The organism is Delftia deserti, from assembly GCF_042653485.1.
Lineage (GTDB): Bacteria > Pseudomonadota > Gammaproteobacteria > Burkholderiales > Burkholderiaceae_C > Comamonas > Comamonas acidovorans.
In genome coordinates this window covers 1478710-1496947 of the sequence record NZ_JBHSIH010000001.1, presented here as the reverse complement: position 1 = coordinate 1496947, position 18238 = coordinate 1478710, and the positions used below count along the sequence as shown (strand labels likewise).

Genomic DNA, 18238 nt, shown 5'->3' with positions numbered 1-18238 from the left:
AACTATCACTAGGAGATGGCATGTTCAAGGCTGAAGAGTTGGCATTTTTGAATGAGCGAACGGAGGTGTCCGCCCCCTGGCGCTGGGCTTTCACGGCTCTGGCCGTAGCCACGCTGGCGGCCTGCGGCGCCGAAGGACGTGATCCCAGCAACGACCTGCCCAAGGGCTTTACCGAGCTGGGTGCCACGGTGTATCCGGCCACGGCCACCGGCACGGGCAGCACGGCGGCCACGCAGGACTTGCTGACCGGCGGCCTGGGCAAGACGGGCCTGGGCGCCGCGGCCGCCCCCCTGTACGCGGACCCTGCCAATCCCACGGCGGCCGAGCTGCGGCGCAATGCGCTGTACTCCAACTACCGGGGCATCCTGGACCCCACGGCGGGCGGCGGCTACGGCACGCTGTACGGCCCCAACATCACGGCCGACGGGCAGGTGACTGCGGGCGAAGGGCTGATCCCCGGGCGCGAGTATCTGGCCGTGCTGGACGACGGCACGGGCCGCAAGCAGACCATGGTGGCCGTGCAGGTGCCGGACAGCTTTGACCGCAACCGGCCCTGCATCGTGCTGGGCCCGTCCTCGGGCTCGCGCGGCGTGTATGGCGCCATCGGCACGGCGGGCGAGTGGGGCCTGAAGAAGGGCTGCGCCGTGGCGCTGACCGACGCGGGCAAGGGCGTGGGCCTGCACAACCTGAGCGACGATACCGTCAACAAGCTGGACGGCACGCGTGCCACGCGCACGGATGCGGGCAGCCTGTCCTTCTTTGCCGCGCGGCTGACCGATGCGGCGCGCGCCGCCTACAACGCGGCGTTTCCCAACCGCATCGCCATCAAGCACGCGCACTCCCAGCAGAACCCCGAAAAGGACTGGGGCAACGACACGCTGGCCGCGGCCCGCTATGCGCTGTACGTGCTCAATGCCCGCTATGGCACCACGCAGGACCCCGTGCCCTTCGGCAAGGACAACACGCTGGTGCTGGCGGGCTCGGCCTCCAACGGCGGCGCGGCCGTGCTGCGCGCGGCCGAGCTGGATGCGGACGGCCTGATCGACGGCGTGGTGGCCTCCGAACCCGTGACCGAGATGCCCACGCGCCAGGGCTACACCATTGCCGTGGGCAATGCGCCCATGCCCAACCCGGGCCGCCCGCTGGCCGAGTACACCACCTACGGCAACATCTACCAGCCCTGCGCGGCGCTGGCCCCCGATGCTGCGCTGACCGAAACATCCATCTTCAACTACATAGGCCTCACGGCCATGACGGCGCGGGCCGAGGCACGCTGCACCAGCCTGGCCGCCAAGGGCCTGGTCGTCGGCGCCACCACGGCCGACCGTGCCGCCAATGCACTGAGCAAGCTGCGCCTGTACGGCTGGACGCGTGACCATGACCGCATGCACAACGCCCACTACGCGCTGGGCAACGGCCCCATCCTGTCGGCCATGTACACCATGGCCTATGGCCGGTTTGGCGTGGATGCCAACCTGTGCCGCACCAGCTTTGCGGCTGCCAATGCCACGGGCGACGTGGTGCCCGCCACGGGGGCTGCGCTGGCCCAGAGCTTTGCCACGGCCAATGGCACGGCCAACGGCACGCCCGCCACGGTGGTCTACAACGACTCGGTGGGCGGGGCCAAGGCCTGGCAGTTTGCCGTGTCGCCCTCCACGCGCGTGGCCGACCTGGGCCTGGACAACGCGCTGTGCCAGCACGCGCTGGTGACGGGCTTCGATCCGGTGACCGGCTTCAATCTCTCCGAAAGCAGCGTGCCCACGCGTGCCCAGAGCGACGCGGTGCGCGCAGGCATTGCCGAGGTGCTGCACACCGCCAAGCTGCGCGGCAAGCCCACCATCATCGTGGCGGGCCGCAGCGATGCGCTGGTGCCGGTCAACCACAATGCGCGCGCCTACACGGTGCTCAACCGGGGGCTGGATGGCGCCAACACACGGCTGCGCTACATCGAGGTGGTGAATGCCCAGCACTTCGATGCCTTCCTGCCGTTCTCCGGCTTCGACACGCGCTTTGTGCCGCTGCATCCGTACTTCAATCAGGCCATGGATGCCGTGTGGGCCAACCTGCGTAGCAGCACCGCGCTGCCCGCCAGCCAGGTGGTGCGCACCACGCCGCGCGGCGGCCAGCCGGGCGCGGCACCCGCCATCACGGCGGCCCAGGTGCCGCCCTTCGTGGCGCGGCCCAGCACGGCCAACACCATCGAGGTCAGCGACGGGCTGATCCGCATTCCTGAGTGAGCAAGGCCGGGGGCGGGCGGCCGCCAGGCAGTTGCCAGGTCGCCGCCCACCCCCTGCACAGCAGAGATTTCTCCCATGGCTTCCAAAGCATCCCCCTCATCCGCGCCCGTACCCGCTTCCTGCTACACGCAATGCGCGGGCTACGAGATCCACTACATGGACTGGCAGCCCGCGCCCGAAGTGGCGCCAGCGGGCACCGTCGTCGCCTGGCACGGGCTGGCACGCACGGGGCGCGATATGGATGCACTGGCCCGGTTCCTGGCAGGCCAGGGCTGGCGCGTGATCTGCCCCGACACGCCGGGCCGGGGCCTGAGCCAGTGGAGCCGCGCGCCGCGCGAGGAATACCGGCTGGGCTTCTACGCCCGCATCGCGCGCGAGCTGTTCGATGCGCTGGGTCTGGAGCGCGCGCACTGGGTGGGCACATCCATGGGCGGGGCGATCGGCACGGTCTGCGCCTCGGGCCTGTTCGAGCCTTCGCTGCGTGCACGCATTGCCACGCTGGTGCTCAATGACAATGCGCCGCAGCTGGCCGAGTCGGCGCTGGCGCGCATCAAGGCCTATGCGGGCGAGCCACCGGCCTTCGACACCGTGGGCGAGCTGGAGGCCTTCTTTCGCCAGGCCTACCGGCCCTATGGCTGGCTCGGCGATGCCGAGTGGCGCAAGCTCACCGAGACCAGCGTGCGCCGCCTGCCCGACGGGCGCGTCACGCCGCACTACGACCCGGCCATGATCGAGCAGTTCACGGCCCATGACGACGACTACGGCATCTGGCCGCACTACGACGCGCTGGAGATCCCCGTGCTGCTGCTGCGGGGCGTGGACTCGGACCTGGTGCTGCCCGAGGTGGCCCGCGAAATGACCACGCGCGGCCCCGGCGCGAGCGGCCTGCTGCACTGGCAGGAGGTGCCCGGCTGCGGCCATGCGCCGGCGCTGAATGTGCCCGCGCACTGGCTATGGGTGCTGGAGCATCTGCAGCGCGGCTGAGCATCAACCCGGGCCGGGCGCGGATGTTGCCGCCGCGCTAGCATTTGCGACGGGTGCAGCCTCGCCTTCTTTTTCGGGTGCGGGCACCGTCTGGGCAAGAGAGGCCTGACATGGGTTTTCTGGTGGAGCTGATCCGCGAGTACGGCTTCGGCATCGTCTTTCTCAATGTGTTCGTCGAGCAGCTGGGCGCGCCGATTCCGGCCTACCCGGTGCTGGTCGTGACCGGCGCGCTGGAAGGCGCTGACTGGGTGCGCCTGCTGTGGCTGGTGGCCGTGGCCGTGAGCGCGGCGCTGATTGCCGACCTGTTCTGGTACCAGGCCGGCAAGGCCTACGGCCACCGTGTGCTGGGCCGCATCTGCCGCATCTCGCTGTCGCCCGATGCCTGCATCCGCCAGACCGAGACCGTCTACGGCCGCTGGGGCGCAAGGTCGCTGCTGGTGGCCAAGTTCGTGCCGGGCTTCGCCTCCATCGCCAGCGCACTGGCCGGCGTGATGGGCACGCCGCTGCGCAGCTTCGTGCTGTATGACGGGCTGGGCGCGCTGATCTGGGTGGGCTCGGCCGTGTACCTGGGCTCGCTGTTCAGCTCCACGGTGGAAGACCTGCTGGGCGTGCTCACGGCGCTGGGCCAGTGGGGCCTGTTGCTGCTGGGCGTGGCGCTGGGGCTGTTCATCGTGCGCAAGTGGTGGCAGCGCCATCGCATGGTGCGTTCATTGCGCATGCCGCGCATGTCGGTGCGCGAGCTGGCGGGCCTGCAAGCCCAGGGCATGGAGCCCACGGTGATCGATGTGCGAGCCCTGCCGCAGTACCGCCAGGGCCACATCCCCGGCGCCCAGTCCTGGGAACTGCGCCCGCGCGACGGTGGCGAGGTGCATGCCCATCTGCTGCCCCAGCACGACCATCCCCACGGGCTGGTGATCTATTGCGACTGCCCCAACGAGATATCCGCCGCACGCCTGGCGCGCCAGCTGCAGCGCGCCGGCTTTGCCAACGTGCGCCCCCTGGTGGGTGGCCTCAAGGCCTGGCAGGCCGCCGGCTTCGACGTGGAAACCGCACCGCTGCCCGTGACGGCCGGTGCGGACGAGGGGCCGGCGCCCAGCGTGCCCTGACCCTGACCTTGACCTACTTGCCCGCCGGCATCGAGCAATGCCCGCCTTGCGTGGCCTTGCCCGAGCCGGCCGCGATCAGCGGCGCCTCGAAGCGCAGGTCCACGGGCGGCGAGTGCAGGTGGTCCCAGGCCAGGAAGAGAACCAGCACGGCCCAGAAGACCGCGCGCAGGGTGTTTTGCTGTGTCATGGCGGGTCCTCTCAGAAATTGAAGTGGCGGCGGATGCGCAGGCCGAAGATGGTGCCGGCAAAGGCCAGCGGCACCCAGATCCAGCCGTGGATGCTGCCCGTGGAGATGCCCGAGAGCATGGCGCCCACGTTGCAGCCGAAGGCCTGGCGCGAGCTGTAGCCCAGCACCAGGCCGGCGACCAGGGCCACGATCCACTGCGTGCCCGTGAGCGGCTTGGCGTTGACGGGCTTGGCGGCGGCCACCCACAGGGCGCCGCCCAGGATGCCGATGTTGGTGATGCTGGTCACGTCCAGCAGCACGGTCTCGTGCAGGCGCGCGGCGTTGCCGGGTTGGCTCCAGAACCAGTTGCCGGCCAGGTCCACGGCGCCCGTGGCGTTGGCGATCTTGGCGGCCCACAGGCCGAAGCCGTAGACCACGCCCCAGGGCTGGCCCGCAATGACGAGGTTGAGCGTGGCCAGCACGGCCAGCAGCACGGCGCCCGCCACCCACTTGCGCACGAACAGCGGCTTGGCCGGGCGCTTGAGTGCCATGTTGGCGCCACGCACATACCAGGCCACGCCCAGCGCGACCACGGCCAGCGCCGCCAGCGTGGCCAGCAGGGCAGGGGCCCAGCCCCAGGCCGTTACCAGGCCCACGGGCTGGGTGTTGCCCAGGTCCAGCCACCAGCCCAGGTGCAGGCTGCCCAGGAAGCTGCCGACGGCAAACACGGGCAGGATGGCCGCATTCATGGGAATGCCCATGCCGGCCTTGTACAGCGTGCCGCTGCCGCAGCCGTCCGCGATCTGCATGCACAGGCCGAAGACGAAGGCGCCCACCAGCAGGCTGATGCTGGGCGGGCCCAGGGCGGCCGTGAGTTCGGGATAGTGGCCCAGCAGCGGCATGGCCAGCGCGGCGGCCAGCGCCAGCAGCAGCAATTGGCCGAAGACGCCGCTGGCGTCCTTGTCCTCAATCAGCATGCGCCAGCCCGTGGTGAAGCCGAAGCGCTTGCCGGCCAGCACCGCGCCCAGGCCCAGGCCCACGGCGAACAGCGCGGCCTGGCGCACCGAGACGCTCCACAGCAGCCAGCCAAAGAAAATGGCCAGGATGGCCGCAAGAGGAAGTCGTTTCATATCATTTTTCTCCATGGCGCGGCACTTTGCTACCGGCACGCTCCAAAGCCAGAGACGCCGGGCAAGAGCCGCCTCGCGGCGGGGGCGCCCAGCCGATGGCGTCGTCCCCCTTCAAGGGGGAAGGCGCGAAGCGTCTCAGGGGGTGTTTATTTGAACTTTTTTTCCCACCACTGCTTGGCGTCGTAGGCCAGGGATTCGGCGCGGCCGGGCTGGTTGGCCATGGGCGGCGCATCGGCCTGCTGCGTCCAGTCCACCATGGAGCCCGCATACAGCTTGACGCCCGGCAGGCCCGCGACTTCGGACAGGCCGAACCAGTCGGTGGCCGCCCAGTGGCCGGTGTTGCAGAAAGCCACCATGTCCTGGCCCTGCTCGCGCTTGACCTTGGCCGCGATCTGCTTGGCCGTGGCGGTATCGACAAAGGTGGAGGTGCCGGGCACGAACCACTGGTTGAAGTCCAGCTGCTGCGCGCCGGGCAGGGTGCCCGAGATCTTGGCGGCGGGTGCGCGCGTCTTGCCCTGGTAGAAGGCGTCGGGGCGCGAGTCCACCAGAGCGGCGTTGCTGAGCCTGACGTGCTGGCCCACGTCCTCGCGCGTGGCGATCAGGCTGGTGTCCAGCTGGGGCTGGTAGCTGCTGCGAGCGACTTTGACGGCCTCGTTGTCCTGCGGGAGCTTTTGCTCGTTCCAGGCCTTCATGCCGCCGTTGAGCACGGACAGCTCCTTGAGACCCAGCAGCTTGAGCGTCCAGTACACGCGCGCTGCCGCGCCGAAGTCGGTGGCGTCCGCGCCCGTGGAGACCACGATGGCGTGGTTGGCCGGCGTCAGCCCCAGGGACTGCACGAGTTCGGTGAGCTTGGGCAGCTCGGGCAGTTCACCGGGATTGGTGGCGGGGCCGCGCCATTTGCCGTAGGGGGCGTTGAGCGCGCCTGGGATATGGCGCTCGCCATAGGCCTTGGGATCGCGGATGTCGATGATGCGCACGGCGTCCTGGCCGGCGGCCGCCTGCACGCCGGCAGGGGGGAGCAAGGGTTCGGCGGCGTGGGCCGTGCCGAAGGCGGTGCAGGCGAGGCCCAGCGCCAGCAGCGGGGCCGCCAGGCGCAGAGCGGGGGAAAAGGTCTTGGTCATGATGGCTGGGGCCGGTCATGGAAGACCGGCGGAACAAGCAACTGGAGTGCAATTGTCCTGCTTGCAGCATCTATATACAAAGACGCTTATGCATTCTGCTCATGAGGCAGGGTTATATGGCGCGGCGCAGAAGATGCAGAACGGCCTCAGCGCTGTGCGCCCACGGCCTTGGCGCGCTCCAGGCTGGCTTCCAGTTCGGCCTGAGGCGCCTTCTGCGTGGGCCAGCCCTGCATATGCTGCTGGGCGATACGGCTCAGCGCCGTGATCCAGGGCGCGCTGTCGTTGAGGCAGGCAATGAACTCGAACTGCTCGCCACCCGCATGCAGGAAGGCCTCGCGCGCTTCCTGGCTGATTTCTTCCAGCGTTTCCAGGCAGTCGCTGGTGAAGCCGGGGCAGACCACGTCCACCCGCTTGGTGCCGCTGCGTGCCAGCTCGATCAGCGAGGGCTCGGTATAGGGCTCCAGCCATTTGGCCTTGCCAAAGCGCGACTGGAAGGTCACCAGGTATTGCGAAGGCGACAGGCCCAGGCGCTCGGCCAGCAGGCGGGCGGTCTTGCGCGATTCGCAGTGGTAGGGGTCGCCCAGGTGCAGCGTGCGCTCGGGCACGCCGTGAAAGCTCATGACCAGCTTTTCGCCACGGCCGTTGCCGCGCCAGTGGGCCTCGATGCGCTGGGCCAGCGCATCGATGTAGGAAGCGTCGTCGTGGTAGCGGTTGACGAAGCGCAGCTCGGGAATATGGCGCTGGGTGCGGGCCCAGTCATAGACGGCATCGAACACGCTGGCCGTGGTCGTGCCCGAGTACTGCGGGTACAGCGGAAGGATGAGGATGCGCGTGGCGCCCTCGGCCTTGAGGGCATCGAGCACGCTGGGGATGGAGGGGTTGCCGTAGCGCATGGCATGGCGCACCAGCACGTTGTGCCCGGCCTCGCCCAGCCAGCCGCGCAGCAGCAGGGCCTGGCGCGCGCTCCAGTGCTGCAGGGGGGAGCCGTCCTTCTCATGCCAGACGGTGGCGTACTTGGCGGCCGACTTGGCCGGCCGCGTGCGCAGGATGATGCCGTGCAGGATGGGCAGCCAGGCAATCCTGGGGATCTCGACCACGCGGTCGTCGCCCAGGAACTGCGCCAGGTAGCGGCGCACGGCCGGGGCCGTGGGCGCATCGGGCGTTCCAAGGTTGCACAGCAGCACGGCGGTGCGCTGGGGTTGGTCGTGGCGGAATGGGGGTTCTGGCGCGAAGCGGGAAGGCATGGGGCCGATTGTGGCAGGACGGAGCCGCCTGCCACGCGAGTCGGATGACCCGGCTGCAGCCGGCAACGGCTGCCTTCGCTATGCTCGAACCATGTCCCAAGCCGCCATCACCCCCCTCGCCGAATCCTCTCTTGACCCTGCATTGGCCGCCTTGCAGCAGCTGCGCCGCAGCGGCCGCATCCGCGCCATTTCCATCGACCTGGACGACACGCTGTGGCCTGTATGGCCAGCCATCTCGCGCGCCGAACAGGTACTGCTGGACTGGCTGCACGCCCATGCGCCCACCACGGCCGCAGCGCTGCGCGATGTGGCCGCCGTGCGCGCCATCCGCGTGCAGATCGAGCGCGACCGCCCCGACCTGGCCCACGACCTGAGCGGCCTGCGCCGCGAGTCCATCCGCCTGGCGCTGCAGCGCAATGGCGACGATGGCGGCCTGGCGGAAGCGGCCTTCGACATCTTCTTTGCCGAGCGCCAGCGCGTGGATTTGTACGAGGACGCGCTGCCCGCCCTGCAGTTCCTGGCCGCGCGCTGGCCCGTGGTGGCGCTGAGCAACGGCAACGCCAGCGTGCACGTGGTGGGCATTGGCGAGCATTTCCATGCCGCGCTGAGCGCGACCAAGGCCGGCATGGCCAAGCCCGATGTGCGCTTTTTCCAGGCGGCCGCGGCGGCGGCAGGCGTGGCGCCCCACGAGGTGCTGCACATTGGCGACGACGCGCGGCTCGATGCGCTGGGCGCCATGGATGCGGGTATGCACGCAGTCTGGCTCAACCGCACGGGCGTAGCATGGCCTCACGAGGGGTCCACGCCCCACGTCACGGTGGCCAGCCTTGCGCAGTTGTGCCAGGGGCTGGCTGACAGCTGACCCTGCCTGCCCGCGAAGCCGCGCCATGCCATGCCCACCAGCCACAGCACCGCTTTCTTCCACCCCCCCGTCCTCCCCGCCGTGCGCAGCATCGGCTGGAAACACCCCCTGAGCTGGCTGGCGCGTGGCGCGCGCGACATGGTCCGGGCGCCCTGGCTGAGCCTGGCACATGGCCTGGTCTTGACCTTGATCGGGTTTTTGATCTTGACGCTGGGGCACAATCGCTTTTGGCTGATGGCCGGGGCCCTGTCGGGGTTCCTGATCGTCGGCCCTGTCATGGCAACCAGCCTCTACGCCATCAGCCGCGCGCTGGAGCGCGGCGAGGCTGCCGATCTGTCCCTGGTGCGGCGCACCTGGACGCGCTGGCAAAGCTGCCATGCGGCCAAGGCCGAGGGGCAGGGCGGCTACTGGTGCCTGGTGCAGTTCGGGCTGCTGCTGTCGCTGGCGGCCACGGGCTGGGTGCTGGTGTCGGCGTCGCTGATCACGGTGCTCTCGCCCGTGAGCATTGCCACTCCGGCGGATTTCGTGCAGCACGTGGTGCTGGCCCGCGACGGGCAGTTGTTTGCGATATGGTTGGCGCTGGGCAGTTTTCTGGCAGCGCCTATTTTTGCGTCCAGCGTGGTGGCCATGCCGCTGATGCTGGACAGGCGGGTGACGGTGCGCCAGGCCGTGCTGACCAGTTGGTTGGCCGTGCTGGCCAACCCTGTGCCTCTGGCACTGTGGGCCGCCCTCATTGTGTTGTTGACCCTGCTGGGCCTGGGCAGCTGGCTGCTGGGACTGGTGGCCGTGATGCCCCTGCTGGGGCACGCGAGCTGGCACGCGTACCGCGATCTGGTCGATGCGTCGGCCTTCCCGGCGCGTTGAGCCGGGCGGGCCCGGACCGGCCGGGCCTGCAGGGGAGGATGTAGGACGGTGTTGTCGTGATATTCGGGTACACAGAAGAACAGATCGCCCATTTCTTCCTCACCTATGGCGTGGGGGCCTTCATCCTCTTCATGGTGTTCATCATCCTGCAGCTGGCGCGCCAGTCCAAGGCAGGAAAGTTCGGCACCTTCGTGATTTTCCTGGGCCTGGGCGTGGGCTTTGTGGGCTACGTCGCCAAGATCGTCATCCAGTGGTGGATGGAGAGATGACGCCGCAGGCGTCACACCCATGAGTTGGACGGACTACTACCGCTTTACCGAGGGACGCAAGATATCCCCCCTGCTGGTGCAGGCGCTTGACGCGTTGGCGGGTGATACGGCAGATAAAGCGGCCATCGATCTGGGCTGTGGCGCGGGCCATGAATGCCGCGTGCTGCTCAATACCGGCTGGTGCGTCCACGCCATCGACAGCGAACCTGCGGCCATCGAGGGCTTGCGCCCCCTGGCATCGCAGGCCTCCGGCGCTTTGACGCTGCAGGCTTGCCGTTTCGAGGATCTTTCCTCTTTGCCTGCAGCGCATCTGATCCACGCTGGACTGAGCCTGCCCTTTTGCCATCCTGAGTACTTCGATGCGTTTTGGTCGCTGGTGCGTTCTGCGCTGCGTCCGGGCGGTGTGTTCGCAGGTCATTTTTTCGGACCGCGCGATGCCTGGGCCGATTCGCAGTCCATGAGCTTTCATTCGCGTGATCAGGTCTTGCACCTTTTGGATGGCATGGAGCTGTTGGCCTTCAATGAGTTCGATGGCATGGCCCCCAGCATGCAGGGGCCAAAGCACTGGCATCGCTTTGATGTCGTGGCCCGCAGGCCGGTGTCGTCGTAGTGCGGCGTTACTCGGCCTTGGCCCCCGCAGCCTTGATCACCGGGTCCCAGCGCTTGATTTCTGCGGCGGTGTGCTGGCGCAGGGCGTCGGGGGTAAGGCGGTCTGCGGGCGGGATGATGACGCTCATGTCCGTGAAGCGCTTGACCAGGGCGGGCTCGGCCAGGGCGGTGCGCAGGGATTTGTTGAGGCGTTCGATGACGGCCTGGGGCGTGCCTCGCGGAGCGTACAGGCCGTGCCATACGGCAAGCTCGAAGCCGGGCTGGCCGGCCTGCGAGAAGGTGGGCACATCGGGCAGGGAGGGCAGGCGCTCGCGCGTGGCGACGGCGTAGCCCTTGAGCATGCCCGCCTGTATGTGCGGGCCGGTGGCCACGGGCTGGTCGCAGATGACATCGACATTGCCTGCCACCAGGTCCTGCAGGGCCGGGCCCGTGCCACGGTAGGGTACCAGGGTGGCCTCGGTGGAGGTGGTCTGCAGCAGCAGCATGGCGCACAGGTGGGAGGTGGCGCCTACGCCGGCGTGCGAGAAGCGTACTTCGCCCGGCCTGGCCTTCATGTGGGCGATGAAGTCCGCCAGCGTGGCGGGCGCAAAGCCTTTGCTGCGCACCAGGATCATGGGCACGTCGCCGGCCAGCGCGATGGGTTCCAGGTCGCGCCTCACATCGAAAGCGAGCTTGCTGTAGAGCGCGGGCGCAGTGGCAATGCCCATGTTGTGCAGCAGCAGGGTGTGGCCGTCGGCCTGGGCGCGTGTGACGCGGCTGGTGCCGATGGTGCCACCGGCGCCGCCCAGGTTCTCGACGATGACCTGCTGGCCCAGGTCGCGCGTCATGGCCTCGGCCAGCACGCGGGCCAGCACGTCGGTGGAGCCTCCGGCCGCGTAGGGAACGACGATGGTGACGGGCTTGTTGGGGAAGGCCAGGGCGGCAAGGCTGGCCGCTGACAGCGCGGCGGCGATAAGGGTCTGGGCGAGGGGGTTGCGGATGAGGGGGTTGCGGATGAGGGGGCGCATGGGTTTGTCTCCTGGAGGCGCGTGCAGGGGCCGCCGGCTCGGTTCGGCCGGTTGTCGGTGGCGTGTTTGGTGGCGTGAGGCAGGAAGGCAAGGGCCGCATGCGGCCCTTGACGACGGCGAGACGGAGCAGGCTCAGGCCGGGGCCACGTACCTGTACAGCTCGGTGTGGTCGGCGGCGAGTCCCAGGGACCTGGAGGCTTCGGCCGCCATGGCGCTGACCTGCTCGGCCAATGCCATGGGCGTGTGCATGGCCTGGCCCAGCGACAGGGCGATGCCCACGTCCTTGGCCTGCAGCGCCAGCGAGAAGCCCGAGTTGAAGGCACCGTTCAGCATGAACTGGTGGGCCTTGTTTTCGGTGGTGTTGTTCTTGCCAGTGGAGGCATTGATCACGTCCACGATGGTGGCCGGCGCAATGCCGAAGGCCGCGCCTGCGTGGATGGCCTCGGCTGTGGCGATGAGGGCCGCTGCCGAGACATAGTTGTTCAGCGCCTTGAGCGCATGGCCTGCTCCCACGGGGCCGACATGGGTGATGGCCTGTCCCATGCGCTGCAGCAGCGGCAGGTGCTGGGCGAGCAGGTCCGCATCGCCACCGACCATGATGGACAGCGTGCCCGCAATGGCGCGCTTGACGCCGCCGGAGACCGGCGCATCCAGCAGCCCGATGCCGCGCTCGCCCAGCAGGCCGGCCAGCGCCCGCGTGCGGTTGGGGTCGGCCGAACTCATGTCGATGATGCAGGCGCCGGGCGGCAGGTACGGTGCCAGTTCGCCCACCACGGCATCGACGATGCGGGAGTCGGGCAGCATGGTGAAGACCACGCTGCAGCCGGCAAAATCGGCCGCGCCGGATGCCACGGACACGCCCGCATGTTCGCTGGCAAAGCGCGCGGTGGCGGTGGGCACGGCGTCCCGGATGACCAGGGCGTGCCCTGCGGCGTGCAGCAGGTGGGCCATGGGCTGGCCCATCATCCCGAGGCCGATGAATCCTATGGTGGTCATGCTGCGTGCCTCAGATGTCCATCTCTTTGAAGACTTCCGAAGCCACGCGGAAGGAGTCGATGGCGGCCGGCACGCCGCAGTAGATGGCGGTCTGCAGGAAGACTTCCTTGATCTCTTCCTTGCTCAGTCCGTTGTTGATGGCGCCGCGCACATGCAGCTTGAGTTCATGCGGGCGGTTCAGCGCCGTGATCATGGCCAGGTTCAGGAAGGAGCGCGTCCTGCGGTCCAGGCCCGGGCGGTTCCAGACATCGCCCCAGCAGTACTGGGTGACCAGTTCCTGCATGTCGATGTTGAAGTCCGTGGCGTTCTGTATGGACGCATCGACATACTCGGCGCCCAGCACCTCGCGGCGGGTGGACAGGCCCTGGTCGAAGAGGGCGGGGTTCTTGGGTGCGTAGGCTCGGGTCATGAAAACTCCTGATGGAAGGCGGTGAAGGTGTTTTTCGGTGGAGTGAATTTAATCAGATTGTCAGACAATCCTACTTGATGAAAATCGGGATTGCCTGCCGAGCCAGGTGTGTGTATGACAATCCGTCAGTCCGTCCGGCCCCTGGATTGGCGGGTAGGATTCGTCCCATGAACCAGATGCTGCGTGTCCCCCGCGAAGAAACGTCGCTGCGCCTGCGCACGACGCAGACCCTGCGCACGGCCATCCTCGATGGCGTGTTTGCGCCGGGCCAGAAGCTGTCCGAGCGCGAACTGTGCGAGAGCCTTGATGTGAGCCGTTCGTGCCTGCGCGAGTCGCTGCAGCACCTGCAGGCCGAGGGGCTGATCACCATCGTTCCGCACCGTGGCCCCGAGGTCACGGACATCTCGGTGCAGGAAGTGCGCGATATCTACGAGGTGCGGGCCAGCCTGGAGGGGCTGGCCAGCCGGGGCTTTGCGCTGCATGCCTCGGCAGGCCAGCGCGCCGCGCTGCGCGCCAAGCTGGGCGAGCTGGCCGTGCCCGCCGTGGCCAGCGACAAGGTGGCCCTGCTGGCGATCAAGAACCAGTTCTACGACATCCTGATCGAGGGCTGCGGCAATCTGGTGGCCGGCCAGATGCTGCGGCAGCTGAACAACCGCGTGACGGTGCTGCGGCGCATCTCCATGTCCCAGCCCGGGCGCCTGCCGCAGACGCTGGCCGAGCTGGACGCCATCGTGGCGGCGATAGAGCAGGGCGACGCGGACCAGGCCGCGCGCCTGAGCGCCGATCATGTGCAAAAGGCCAGCCAGGGCGTGCTGCGGGCCATGGCCGAGAAGGCAGGCCCGGCCAGCTGATGCCGGGGCCTGTGCCTGGGGGTGTCAGTCCGTGTGCGCTCAGTCCGGCTTGACCTGGGCGCGCTTGAGCACCTTTTGCCAGCGTGCCTGCTCGGTGGCAATGAACTGCGCGAACTGCTGGGGCGTGCTGCCGATGGGCTCGGCCGCATCGCCCTGCAGGCGCTTGAGCGCGTCGGGCGCCTTGACGGCCTTGGCGCATTCGGCGGCCAGCTTGTCCACGTGGGCTCGGGTCATGCTGGAGGGGGCGAGCATGCCGTACCACTGCGTCATCTCGAAGCCCGGGAAGCCCTGCTCGGCCACGGTGGGCACGTCGGGCAACTGGGGCAGGCGCTGGGTCGATCCCGTGGCGATGCAGCGCACCTTGCCCGCCTTGATGAAGGGCAGCAGGGCGGCGGCGCCGACCGAGGCAGCGTCCAGCCGGCCCGACATCAGGTCCGTCATCATGGGGCCCGTGCCGCGATAGGGCACGTGCAGCATGAAGATCTCGGCCGTCATCTTCAGGTACTCGAAGGCCAGGTGCCCGGCGCTGCCATTGCCGGCCGAGCCGTAGCTGAGCTGGCCCGGCTTCTTCCTGGCGTAGGCGATGAGTTCGCGCAGGTTCTTGACCGGCACATCGGGGTGGACCACGTACAGGCTGGGCACCTTGGCCAGCAGGCTGACGGGCTGGAAGTCCTTGTTGGCGTCGTAGGGCAGCTTGTCGAAGATGTAGGGATTGACGGCCAGCGTGCCGATGTGGCCCAGGATGACGGTGCTCTGGTCATCGGCGCGCGCCACTTCCTGCATGGCGATGTTGCCGGCTGCGCCGGGCTTGTTGTCCACGAAGACGTTCTGGCCCAGGGTCTTGGACAGCTCGGCCGCCGTGGAACGCGCCACGATTTCCGAGCTGCCGCCCGGCGCAAAGGGCACGACAAAGCGGATGGGGCGTGTGGGCCAGGCGTCCTGCGCCAGCGCGGCCGCAGGCAGCAGGCCCGACAGGGCCATGGCGCCCGTGCCGGCCAGCAGTTGGCGGCGGCCGAGCGGGGGCAGGTCTGCGTGGTGAAGAAAGTCGCGCGAAGGCATGTCTGGTCTCCTGGCTATCGTTGTAGTGGATGGGCCGCAGCGGATGCGGCGCCAGCGATGGTGGCGCCGGTGGCTGTCAATCTGCTGTCAAACCAGGGTCTGCAGGCTACGGAGATACCCGGGGGATCAGGCTTTTCCCCCGGCACCCAGGGCCTGGCCGATGGCCTCGGCCGCCTGCAGGCCGCTGCGCACGGCGCCTTCGATGGTGGCCGGATACGGGCCATCCACATGGTCGCCGCAGGCCCACAGGCCGTGGCCCAGCTCCATGCCGGGGCGCTGCAGCTGCGGCAGGCAGGCGAAGGTGGCGCGCTTGTCGATCACGGTGCGCAGCGCAACCAGTCCATGCCAGCCCAACTGTGCCCGGGCCTGGGCCAGTACCTGGGCCTGCAGGGTTTCGCGGTCCGATGCGCTGTCGCTGATGACGAAGGCCATCAGGCCCTGCGGTCCTCCCAGCTGTCCCCGGTCGAAGACGAACTGCGCAGGCGCATCGGGCGTGGCGCGCAGTGCCAGCCAGGGCGCGCCCGGGGGCAATGCGTGGGAGGGATCGCCGGTCTGCGCATAGACGGTGGCAATGGGGCGGTGCTGCAGGTCCTGGGCCAGCTGCGCCCAGCGCTGCAGGGCTATGCCGTCGCGTGCAGGCAGGCTGTCGTGCCCGGCGGCGGTGAGCGCCAGGCGCGCCGCCTCGGGCGCGGGGCAGGCCAGCAGCACGGCGTCGAAGGGCGCGTCTTCGGCCTGGGCTGCGCCCAGCGTCCAGTGCGGGCCCTGGGGCTGCAGTTCGGCCACGCGGCTGCCCAGGCGCACGGCGTGGCCGCGCTCCTGCAGCCACTGCGCGGCCGGCGCGGGGAACAGGCCGCCCAGGTCACGGCGCGGCACCAGGAAATGCGAGCCGCCACGGCCGCTGAACAGCGCATCGCGCAGCACGCGCAGGAACACCGTGCCGCTGGCCAGGTGAATGGGTGTGTTGAGTGCCGAGATGCACAGCGGGTCGATGAACTCGCTGACCAGGCGCTGCGGCAGACCGGCGCACAGGTCGGCCACGGTGGCCTGCGGCGCGCAGCGAAAGCCCGCCAGCCGCCAGCGCACGGCGCGCGCCAGCAGGGCTGCACGCTCGCCCAGGCTCCAGCCGCGTGCGGTGGCAATGCCGGCCAGCGCATCCAGCGGCGCAGGCCAGTCGGGAAAGCGCAGGCCGCTGCCATCGGCATAGGGCAGGGCCATGGGCTGGCGGTGCAGCGCCCGTTCAGGGTCCACGCCCACTTCGCGCATGAGGCGCAGGCTTTCGGTGTACGCGCCGATGAGGATGTGCTGGCCGTTGTCCACGCGCAGCGGGCCCTGTGGCGTGTCGAGGTCCATGCCGCGCGCACGGCCGCCGGGCTCGCGTGCGGCCTCGTGCAGGGTGATGTGCCAGCCGCTGCGGGCCAGCGCAAGGGCGGCAGCAAATCCGGCCCAGCCGCCGCCGAGGATGGCGGCGCGCGGCTGAGCGGCGCGCGGCTTGTCTTTGGCGCTCTCTCTGCTCACCGCGCCATGCGTCCCAGCGCCTGCATCTTCCAGGCCAGCCACAGCTTGCGCAGCGGCGGCAGGCTGATGCGCTGGTGCAGCACGCGGAAGTCGTCGGCCTCGATCTCGCGCAGCAGGGTGCGGTAGATGCTGGCCATCATCAGGCCGGGCTTTTGCGTGCGGCGGTCGGCGGCGGGCAGCAGGGCCAGGGCCTCGTCGTAGAGGCGGTGGGCGCGCTCTGCCTGAAAGCGCATCAGCGCGGTGAAGCGGTCCGAGTACTCGCGCTTGGTGATTTCATGCGCCTTGACGTCGAACTGCTGCAGCTCGCTGATGGGCAGGTAGATGCGTCCGCGCATGGCGTCCTCGCCCACGTCGCGGATGATGTTGGTCAGCTGGAAGGCCAGGCCCATCTTGTGGGCGTAGGCCGTGGTTTCTTCCTGTGTCTGGCCGAAGATACGCGCTGCCACTTCGCCGACCACGCCTGCGACCAGGTGGCAGTAGCGCGTCAGGCCCTGGAAGTCCAGGTAGCGGGTCTGCTCCAGGTCCATGCGGCAGCCGTCGATGACCGCCTGCAGGTGGCGCTCCTCGATGCCGTAGACTGGGGCGTGCGGCATGAGCGCACGCATCACGGGATGCGAGGGCTTGCCTGCAAAGGCCTGGTGCACTTCGTTTTGCCACCAGCCGAGCTTGGTGGCGGCCACGCCGGGGTCGGAGACTTCGTCCACCACGTCGTCCACTTCGCGGCAGAAGGCATAGAAGGCTGTGATGGCGGCACGGCGCTCGCGCGGCAGGAAGAGGAAGGCGTAATAAAAGCTGCTGCCCGAGGCGGCAGCCTTGTCTTGGACGTACTGATCCGGATTCATATGGGGCGGGATTGTCCCATGGACGGCTGGGGGCCAAAGCCTGGGTGTCGCAACGGCCGGCCCGCCATCACATGCGCAGGGCGCGCCACAGCAGCAGCGGCGCATCGGCCTTGCCGACGGTGGGCCGGCGGTAGAGGCTGGCGCCCTGCAGCGCATCGACCTTGTCCAGGATGCGCAGCCCGCCCTGCACGACCAGGCGCAGCTCCCAGCCGATGCGGCCCGGCAGGCGGTGCGCCAGCGGTGCGCCGGACTGCATCAGTGCGCGCGCCCAGGCCGATTGTGCGGCCAACAGTGCACGCACGGCGGGGGTCAGTGCCGAGGGCTCGGCGCGCAGTTCATCGCGCTGCACGCCGTGGGCGGCGCAGTCGGCGTCGGTCAGGTAGTGGCGCCCGCGTGGCAGGTCCACACTGAAGTCCTGCCAGAAATTGATCAACTGCAGGGCGGTGCAGATGGCGTCGCTTCGGTTGAGCGATTCGGCATCGTCCACGCCGTACAGGTGCAGCAGCAGCCTGCCCACGGGATTGGCCGAGCGGCGGCAGTAGTCGAGCAGCTCGGCGCGGTCGGCATAGGTGGCGCCGGATTCGGTCTTGTGCACGTCCTGCGCGAAGGCGCTGAGCAGATCGTCCATCAGCGCCAGCGGAAGTTGGTGGGCGCGTACCTGCGGTGCCAGCCCTGCAAAGACCTGGGGCCATGCCGTGCGCGAAAGCATGGAAGCCTCGCCTTCGGTGCCCAGCGCCATCAGGTCGCCACGGTAGGCGGCCAGTGCGGCCAGGCGCTCGGGCGGCGTGGCGTCGCCCTCGTCGGCCAGGTCGTCTGCAGTGCGCGCGAAGTGGTAGAGCGCGGCAATCGGCGGGCGCAAGCGGGGTGGGCACAGCCAGGACGCCACGGGAAAGTTCTCGTAGTGCGTGACCGGGGCGGGGGAGGCGGGCAGGGTGGGTGCGGTGGACTTCACGGTGGCCGATTGTCG

At 68.9% G+C, this 18238-nt stretch carries 19 protein-coding genes; 8 read left to right on the top strand and 11 right to left on the bottom strand.

What is annotated here, in order from left to right; genetic code table 11:
• Positions 1-20 precede the first annotated feature (20 nt).
• The 3 genes from ACFPFG_RS07205 (at position 21) to ACFPFG_RS07195 (ending at position 4327) form a co-directional block, all read left to right on the top strand.
• Positions 21-2237, top strand: a complete 2217-nt coding sequence (locus tag ACFPFG_RS07205; RefSeq protein ID WP_380105801.1) for a 3-hydroxybutyrate oligomer hydrolase family protein — start codon at positions 21-23, stop codon at positions 2235-2237.
• Positions 2238-2312: 75 nt separating this feature from the next.
• On the top strand, positions 2313-3221 hold the full coding sequence (locus tag ACFPFG_RS07200; protein ID WP_183018497.1) for an alpha/beta fold hydrolase: 909 nt from the start codon (positions 2313-2315) through the stop codon (positions 3219-3221).
• Positions 3222-3331: 110 nt separating this feature from the next.
• Positions 3332-4327: a rhodanese-like domain-containing protein gene (locus ACFPFG_RS07195; protein WP_183018498.1), complete on the top strand. Its 996-nt coding sequence runs from the start codon at positions 3332-3334 to the stop codon at positions 4325-4327.
• 13 nt (positions 4328-4340) lie between these two features.
• Here the strand turns inward: ACFPFG_RS07195 and ACFPFG_RS07190 are convergent, their stop codons facing one another.
• The 4 genes from ACFPFG_RS07190 to hemH all read right to left on the bottom strand — a co-directional run bounded on the left by ACFPFG_RS07190 (position 4341) and on the right by hemH (position 7988).
• Positions 4341-4514, bottom strand: a complete 174-nt coding sequence (locus ACFPFG_RS07190; RefSeq protein WP_012204476.1) for a hypothetical protein — start codon at positions 4512-4514, stop codon at positions 4341-4343.
• An 11-nt stretch (positions 4515-4525) separates the two neighbouring features.
• Positions 4526-5623, bottom strand: coding sequence for a YeeE/YedE thiosulfate transporter family protein (locus ACFPFG_RS07185; RefSeq protein WP_380105798.1), 1098 nt, complete (start codon positions 5621-5623; stop codon positions 4526-4528).
• Between the two features lie 146 nt (positions 5624-5769).
• Positions 5770-6744: a sulfurtransferase gene (locus tag ACFPFG_RS07180; protein WP_380105796.1), complete on the bottom strand. Its 975-nt coding sequence runs from the start codon at positions 6742-6744 to the stop codon at positions 5770-5772.
• A 146-nt stretch (positions 6745-6890) separates the two neighbouring features.
• Positions 6891-7988: a ferrochelatase gene (hemH, locus tag ACFPFG_RS07175; RefSeq protein WP_380105794.1), complete on the bottom strand. Its 1098-nt coding sequence runs from the start codon at positions 7986-7988 to the stop codon at positions 6891-6893.
• Positions 7989-8079: 91 nt separating this feature from the next.
• On the opposite strand from hemH, the gene ACFPFG_RS07170 reads away from it, so the two are divergent.
• From ACFPFG_RS07170 to ACFPFG_RS07155, 4 genes are read left to right on the top strand one after another with little or no spacing between them, the layout of a single operon-like run.
• Positions 8080-8850: an HAD family hydrolase gene (locus ACFPFG_RS07170; protein ID WP_374620570.1), complete on the top strand. Its 771-nt coding sequence runs from the start codon at positions 8080-8082 to the stop codon at positions 8848-8850.
• A 30-nt stretch (positions 8851-8880) separates the two neighbouring features.
• Entirely contained in the window at positions 8881-9714 is an 834-nt protein-coding gene (locus tag ACFPFG_RS07165) for a DUF2189 domain-containing protein (protein ID WP_380105792.1), read from the top strand.
• A gap of 56 nt (positions 9715-9770) precedes the next feature.
• Positions 9771-9983 (top strand): DUF2788 domain-containing protein, encoded by a 213-nt coding sequence (locus tag ACFPFG_RS07160; RefSeq protein WP_016449600.1) that lies wholly within the window; start codon positions 9771-9773, stop codon positions 9981-9983.
• A gap of 19 nt (positions 9984-10002) precedes the next feature.
• The gene (locus ACFPFG_RS07155) at positions 10003-10593 is read left to right on the top strand and encodes a class I SAM-dependent methyltransferase (protein WP_183018503.1); all 591 of its coding nucleotides are present in this window, start codon (positions 10003-10005) and stop codon (positions 10591-10593) included.
• 7 nt (positions 10594-10600) lie between these two features.
• On the opposite strand, the gene ACFPFG_RS07150 is transcribed toward ACFPFG_RS07155, so the two are convergent.
• From ACFPFG_RS07150 to ACFPFG_RS07140, 3 genes are all read right to left on the bottom strand, one after another.
• Entirely contained in the window at positions 10601-11599 is a 999-nt protein-coding gene (locus ACFPFG_RS07150; RefSeq protein WP_183018504.1) for a tripartite tricarboxylate transporter substrate binding protein BugD, read from the bottom strand.
• 132 nt (positions 11600-11731) lie between these two features.
• On the bottom strand, positions 11732-12595 hold the full coding sequence (locus tag ACFPFG_RS07145; RefSeq protein ID WP_380105789.1) for an NAD(P)-dependent oxidoreductase: 864 nt from the start codon (positions 12593-12595) through the stop codon (positions 11732-11734).
• A 10-nt stretch (positions 12596-12605) separates the two neighbouring features.
• Positions 12606-13004, bottom strand: a complete 399-nt coding sequence (locus ACFPFG_RS07140; protein WP_374620578.1) for a carboxymuconolactone decarboxylase family protein — start codon at positions 13002-13004, stop codon at positions 12606-12608.
• A 167-nt stretch (positions 13005-13171) separates the two neighbouring features.
• Here ACFPFG_RS07140 and ACFPFG_RS07135 point away from each other — a divergent pair, with 167 nt between their 5' ends.
• Positions 13172-13855: a GntR family transcriptional regulator gene (locus ACFPFG_RS07135; protein ID WP_197956876.1), complete on the top strand. Its 684-nt coding sequence runs from the start codon at positions 13172-13174 to the stop codon at positions 13853-13855.
• Between the two features lie 39 nt (positions 13856-13894).
• On the opposite strand, the gene ACFPFG_RS07130 is transcribed toward ACFPFG_RS07135, so the two are convergent.
• From ACFPFG_RS07130 to hpnC, 4 genes are all read right to left on the bottom strand, one after another.
• Positions 13895-14914: a Bug family tripartite tricarboxylate transporter substrate binding protein gene (locus tag ACFPFG_RS07130; RefSeq protein ID WP_380105786.1), complete on the bottom strand. Its 1020-nt coding sequence runs from the start codon at positions 14912-14914 to the stop codon at positions 13895-13897.
• A gap of 126 nt (positions 14915-15040) precedes the next feature.
• Complete coding sequence (hpnE, locus tag ACFPFG_RS07125) at positions 15041-16429, bottom strand: hydroxysqualene dehydroxylase HpnE (RefSeq protein ID WP_380105784.1); 1389 nt, start codon at positions 16427-16429, stop codon at positions 15041-15043.
• Positions 16426-17271, bottom strand: a complete 846-nt coding sequence (gene hpnD, locus ACFPFG_RS07120; protein ID WP_012204489.1) for a presqualene diphosphate synthase HpnD — start codon at positions 17269-17271, stop codon at positions 16426-16428. Before hpnD ends, hpnE begins: the two co-directional genes overlap by 4 nt.
• 67 nt (positions 17272-17338) lie before the next feature.
• Complete coding sequence (hpnC, locus tag ACFPFG_RS07115) at positions 17339-18223, bottom strand: squalene synthase HpnC (protein ID WP_380105782.1); 885 nt, start codon at positions 18221-18223, stop codon at positions 17339-17341.
• Positions 18224-18238: the final 15 nt, after the last annotated feature.

What these genes read in the sequence shown, in the direction of transcription:
- ACFPFG_RS07130 (WP_380105786.1), bottom strand. Translation starts at nt 14,914, where the DNA reads ATGCCTTCGCGCGACTTTCTTCACCACGCAGACCTGCCCCCGCTCGGC.
- ACFPFG_RS07165 (WP_380105792.1), top strand. Translation starts at nt 8,881, where the DNA reads ATGCCCACCAGCCACAGCACCGCTTTCTTCCACCCCCCCGTCCTCCCC.
- ACFPFG_RS07150 (WP_183018504.1), bottom strand. Translation starts at nt 11,599, where the DNA reads ATGCGCCCCCTCATCCGCAACCCCCTCATCCGCAACCCCCTCGCCCAG.
- hpnD (WP_012204489.1), bottom strand. Translation starts at nt 17,271, where the DNA reads ATGAATCCGGATCAGTACGTCCAAGACAAGGCTGCCGCCTCGGGCAGC.
- ACFPFG_RS07135 (WP_197956876.1), top strand. Translation starts at nt 13,172, where the DNA reads ATGAACCAGATGCTGCGTGTCCCCCGCGAAGAAACGTCGCTGCGCCTG.
- ACFPFG_RS07155 (WP_183018503.1), top strand. Translation starts at nt 10,003, where the DNA reads ATGAGTTGGACGGACTACTACCGCTTTACCGAGGGACGCAAGATATCC.
- ACFPFG_RS07190 (WP_012204476.1), bottom strand. Translation starts at nt 4,514, where the DNA reads ATGACACAGCAAAACACCCTGCGCGCGGTCTTCTGGGCCGTGCTGGTT.
- ACFPFG_RS07180 (WP_380105796.1), bottom strand. Translation starts at nt 6,744, where the DNA reads ATGACCAAGACCTTTTCCCCCGCTCTGCGCCTGGCGGCCCCGCTGCTG.
- ACFPFG_RS07200 (WP_183018497.1), top strand. Translation starts at nt 2,313, where the DNA reads ATGGCTTCCAAAGCATCCCCCTCATCCGCGCCCGTACCCGCTTCCTGC.
- hemH (WP_380105794.1), bottom strand. Translation starts at nt 7,988, where the DNA reads ATGCCTTCCCGCTTCGCGCCAGAACCCCCATTCCGCCACGACCAACCC.
- ACFPFG_RS07205 (WP_380105801.1), top strand. Translation starts at nt 21, where the DNA reads ATGTTCAAGGCTGAAGAGTTGGCATTTTTGAATGAGCGAACGGAGGTG.
- ACFPFG_RS07170 (WP_374620570.1), top strand. Translation starts at nt 8,080, where the DNA reads ATGTCCCAAGCCGCCATCACCCCCCTCGCCGAATCCTCTCTTGACCCT.
- ACFPFG_RS07140 (WP_374620578.1), bottom strand. Translation starts at nt 13,004, where the DNA reads ATGACCCGAGCCTACGCACCCAAGAACCCCGCCCTCTTCGACCAGGGC.
- ACFPFG_RS07185 (WP_380105798.1), bottom strand. Translation starts at nt 5,623, where the DNA reads ATGAAACGACTTCCTCTTGCGGCCATCCTGGCCATTTTCTTTGGCTGG.
- ACFPFG_RS07195 (WP_183018498.1), top strand. Translation starts at nt 3,332, where the DNA reads ATGGGTTTTCTGGTGGAGCTGATCCGCGAGTACGGCTTCGGCATCGTC.
- ACFPFG_RS07145 (WP_380105789.1), bottom strand. Translation starts at nt 12,595, where the DNA reads ATGACCACCATAGGATTCATCGGCCTCGGGATGATGGGCCAGCCCATG.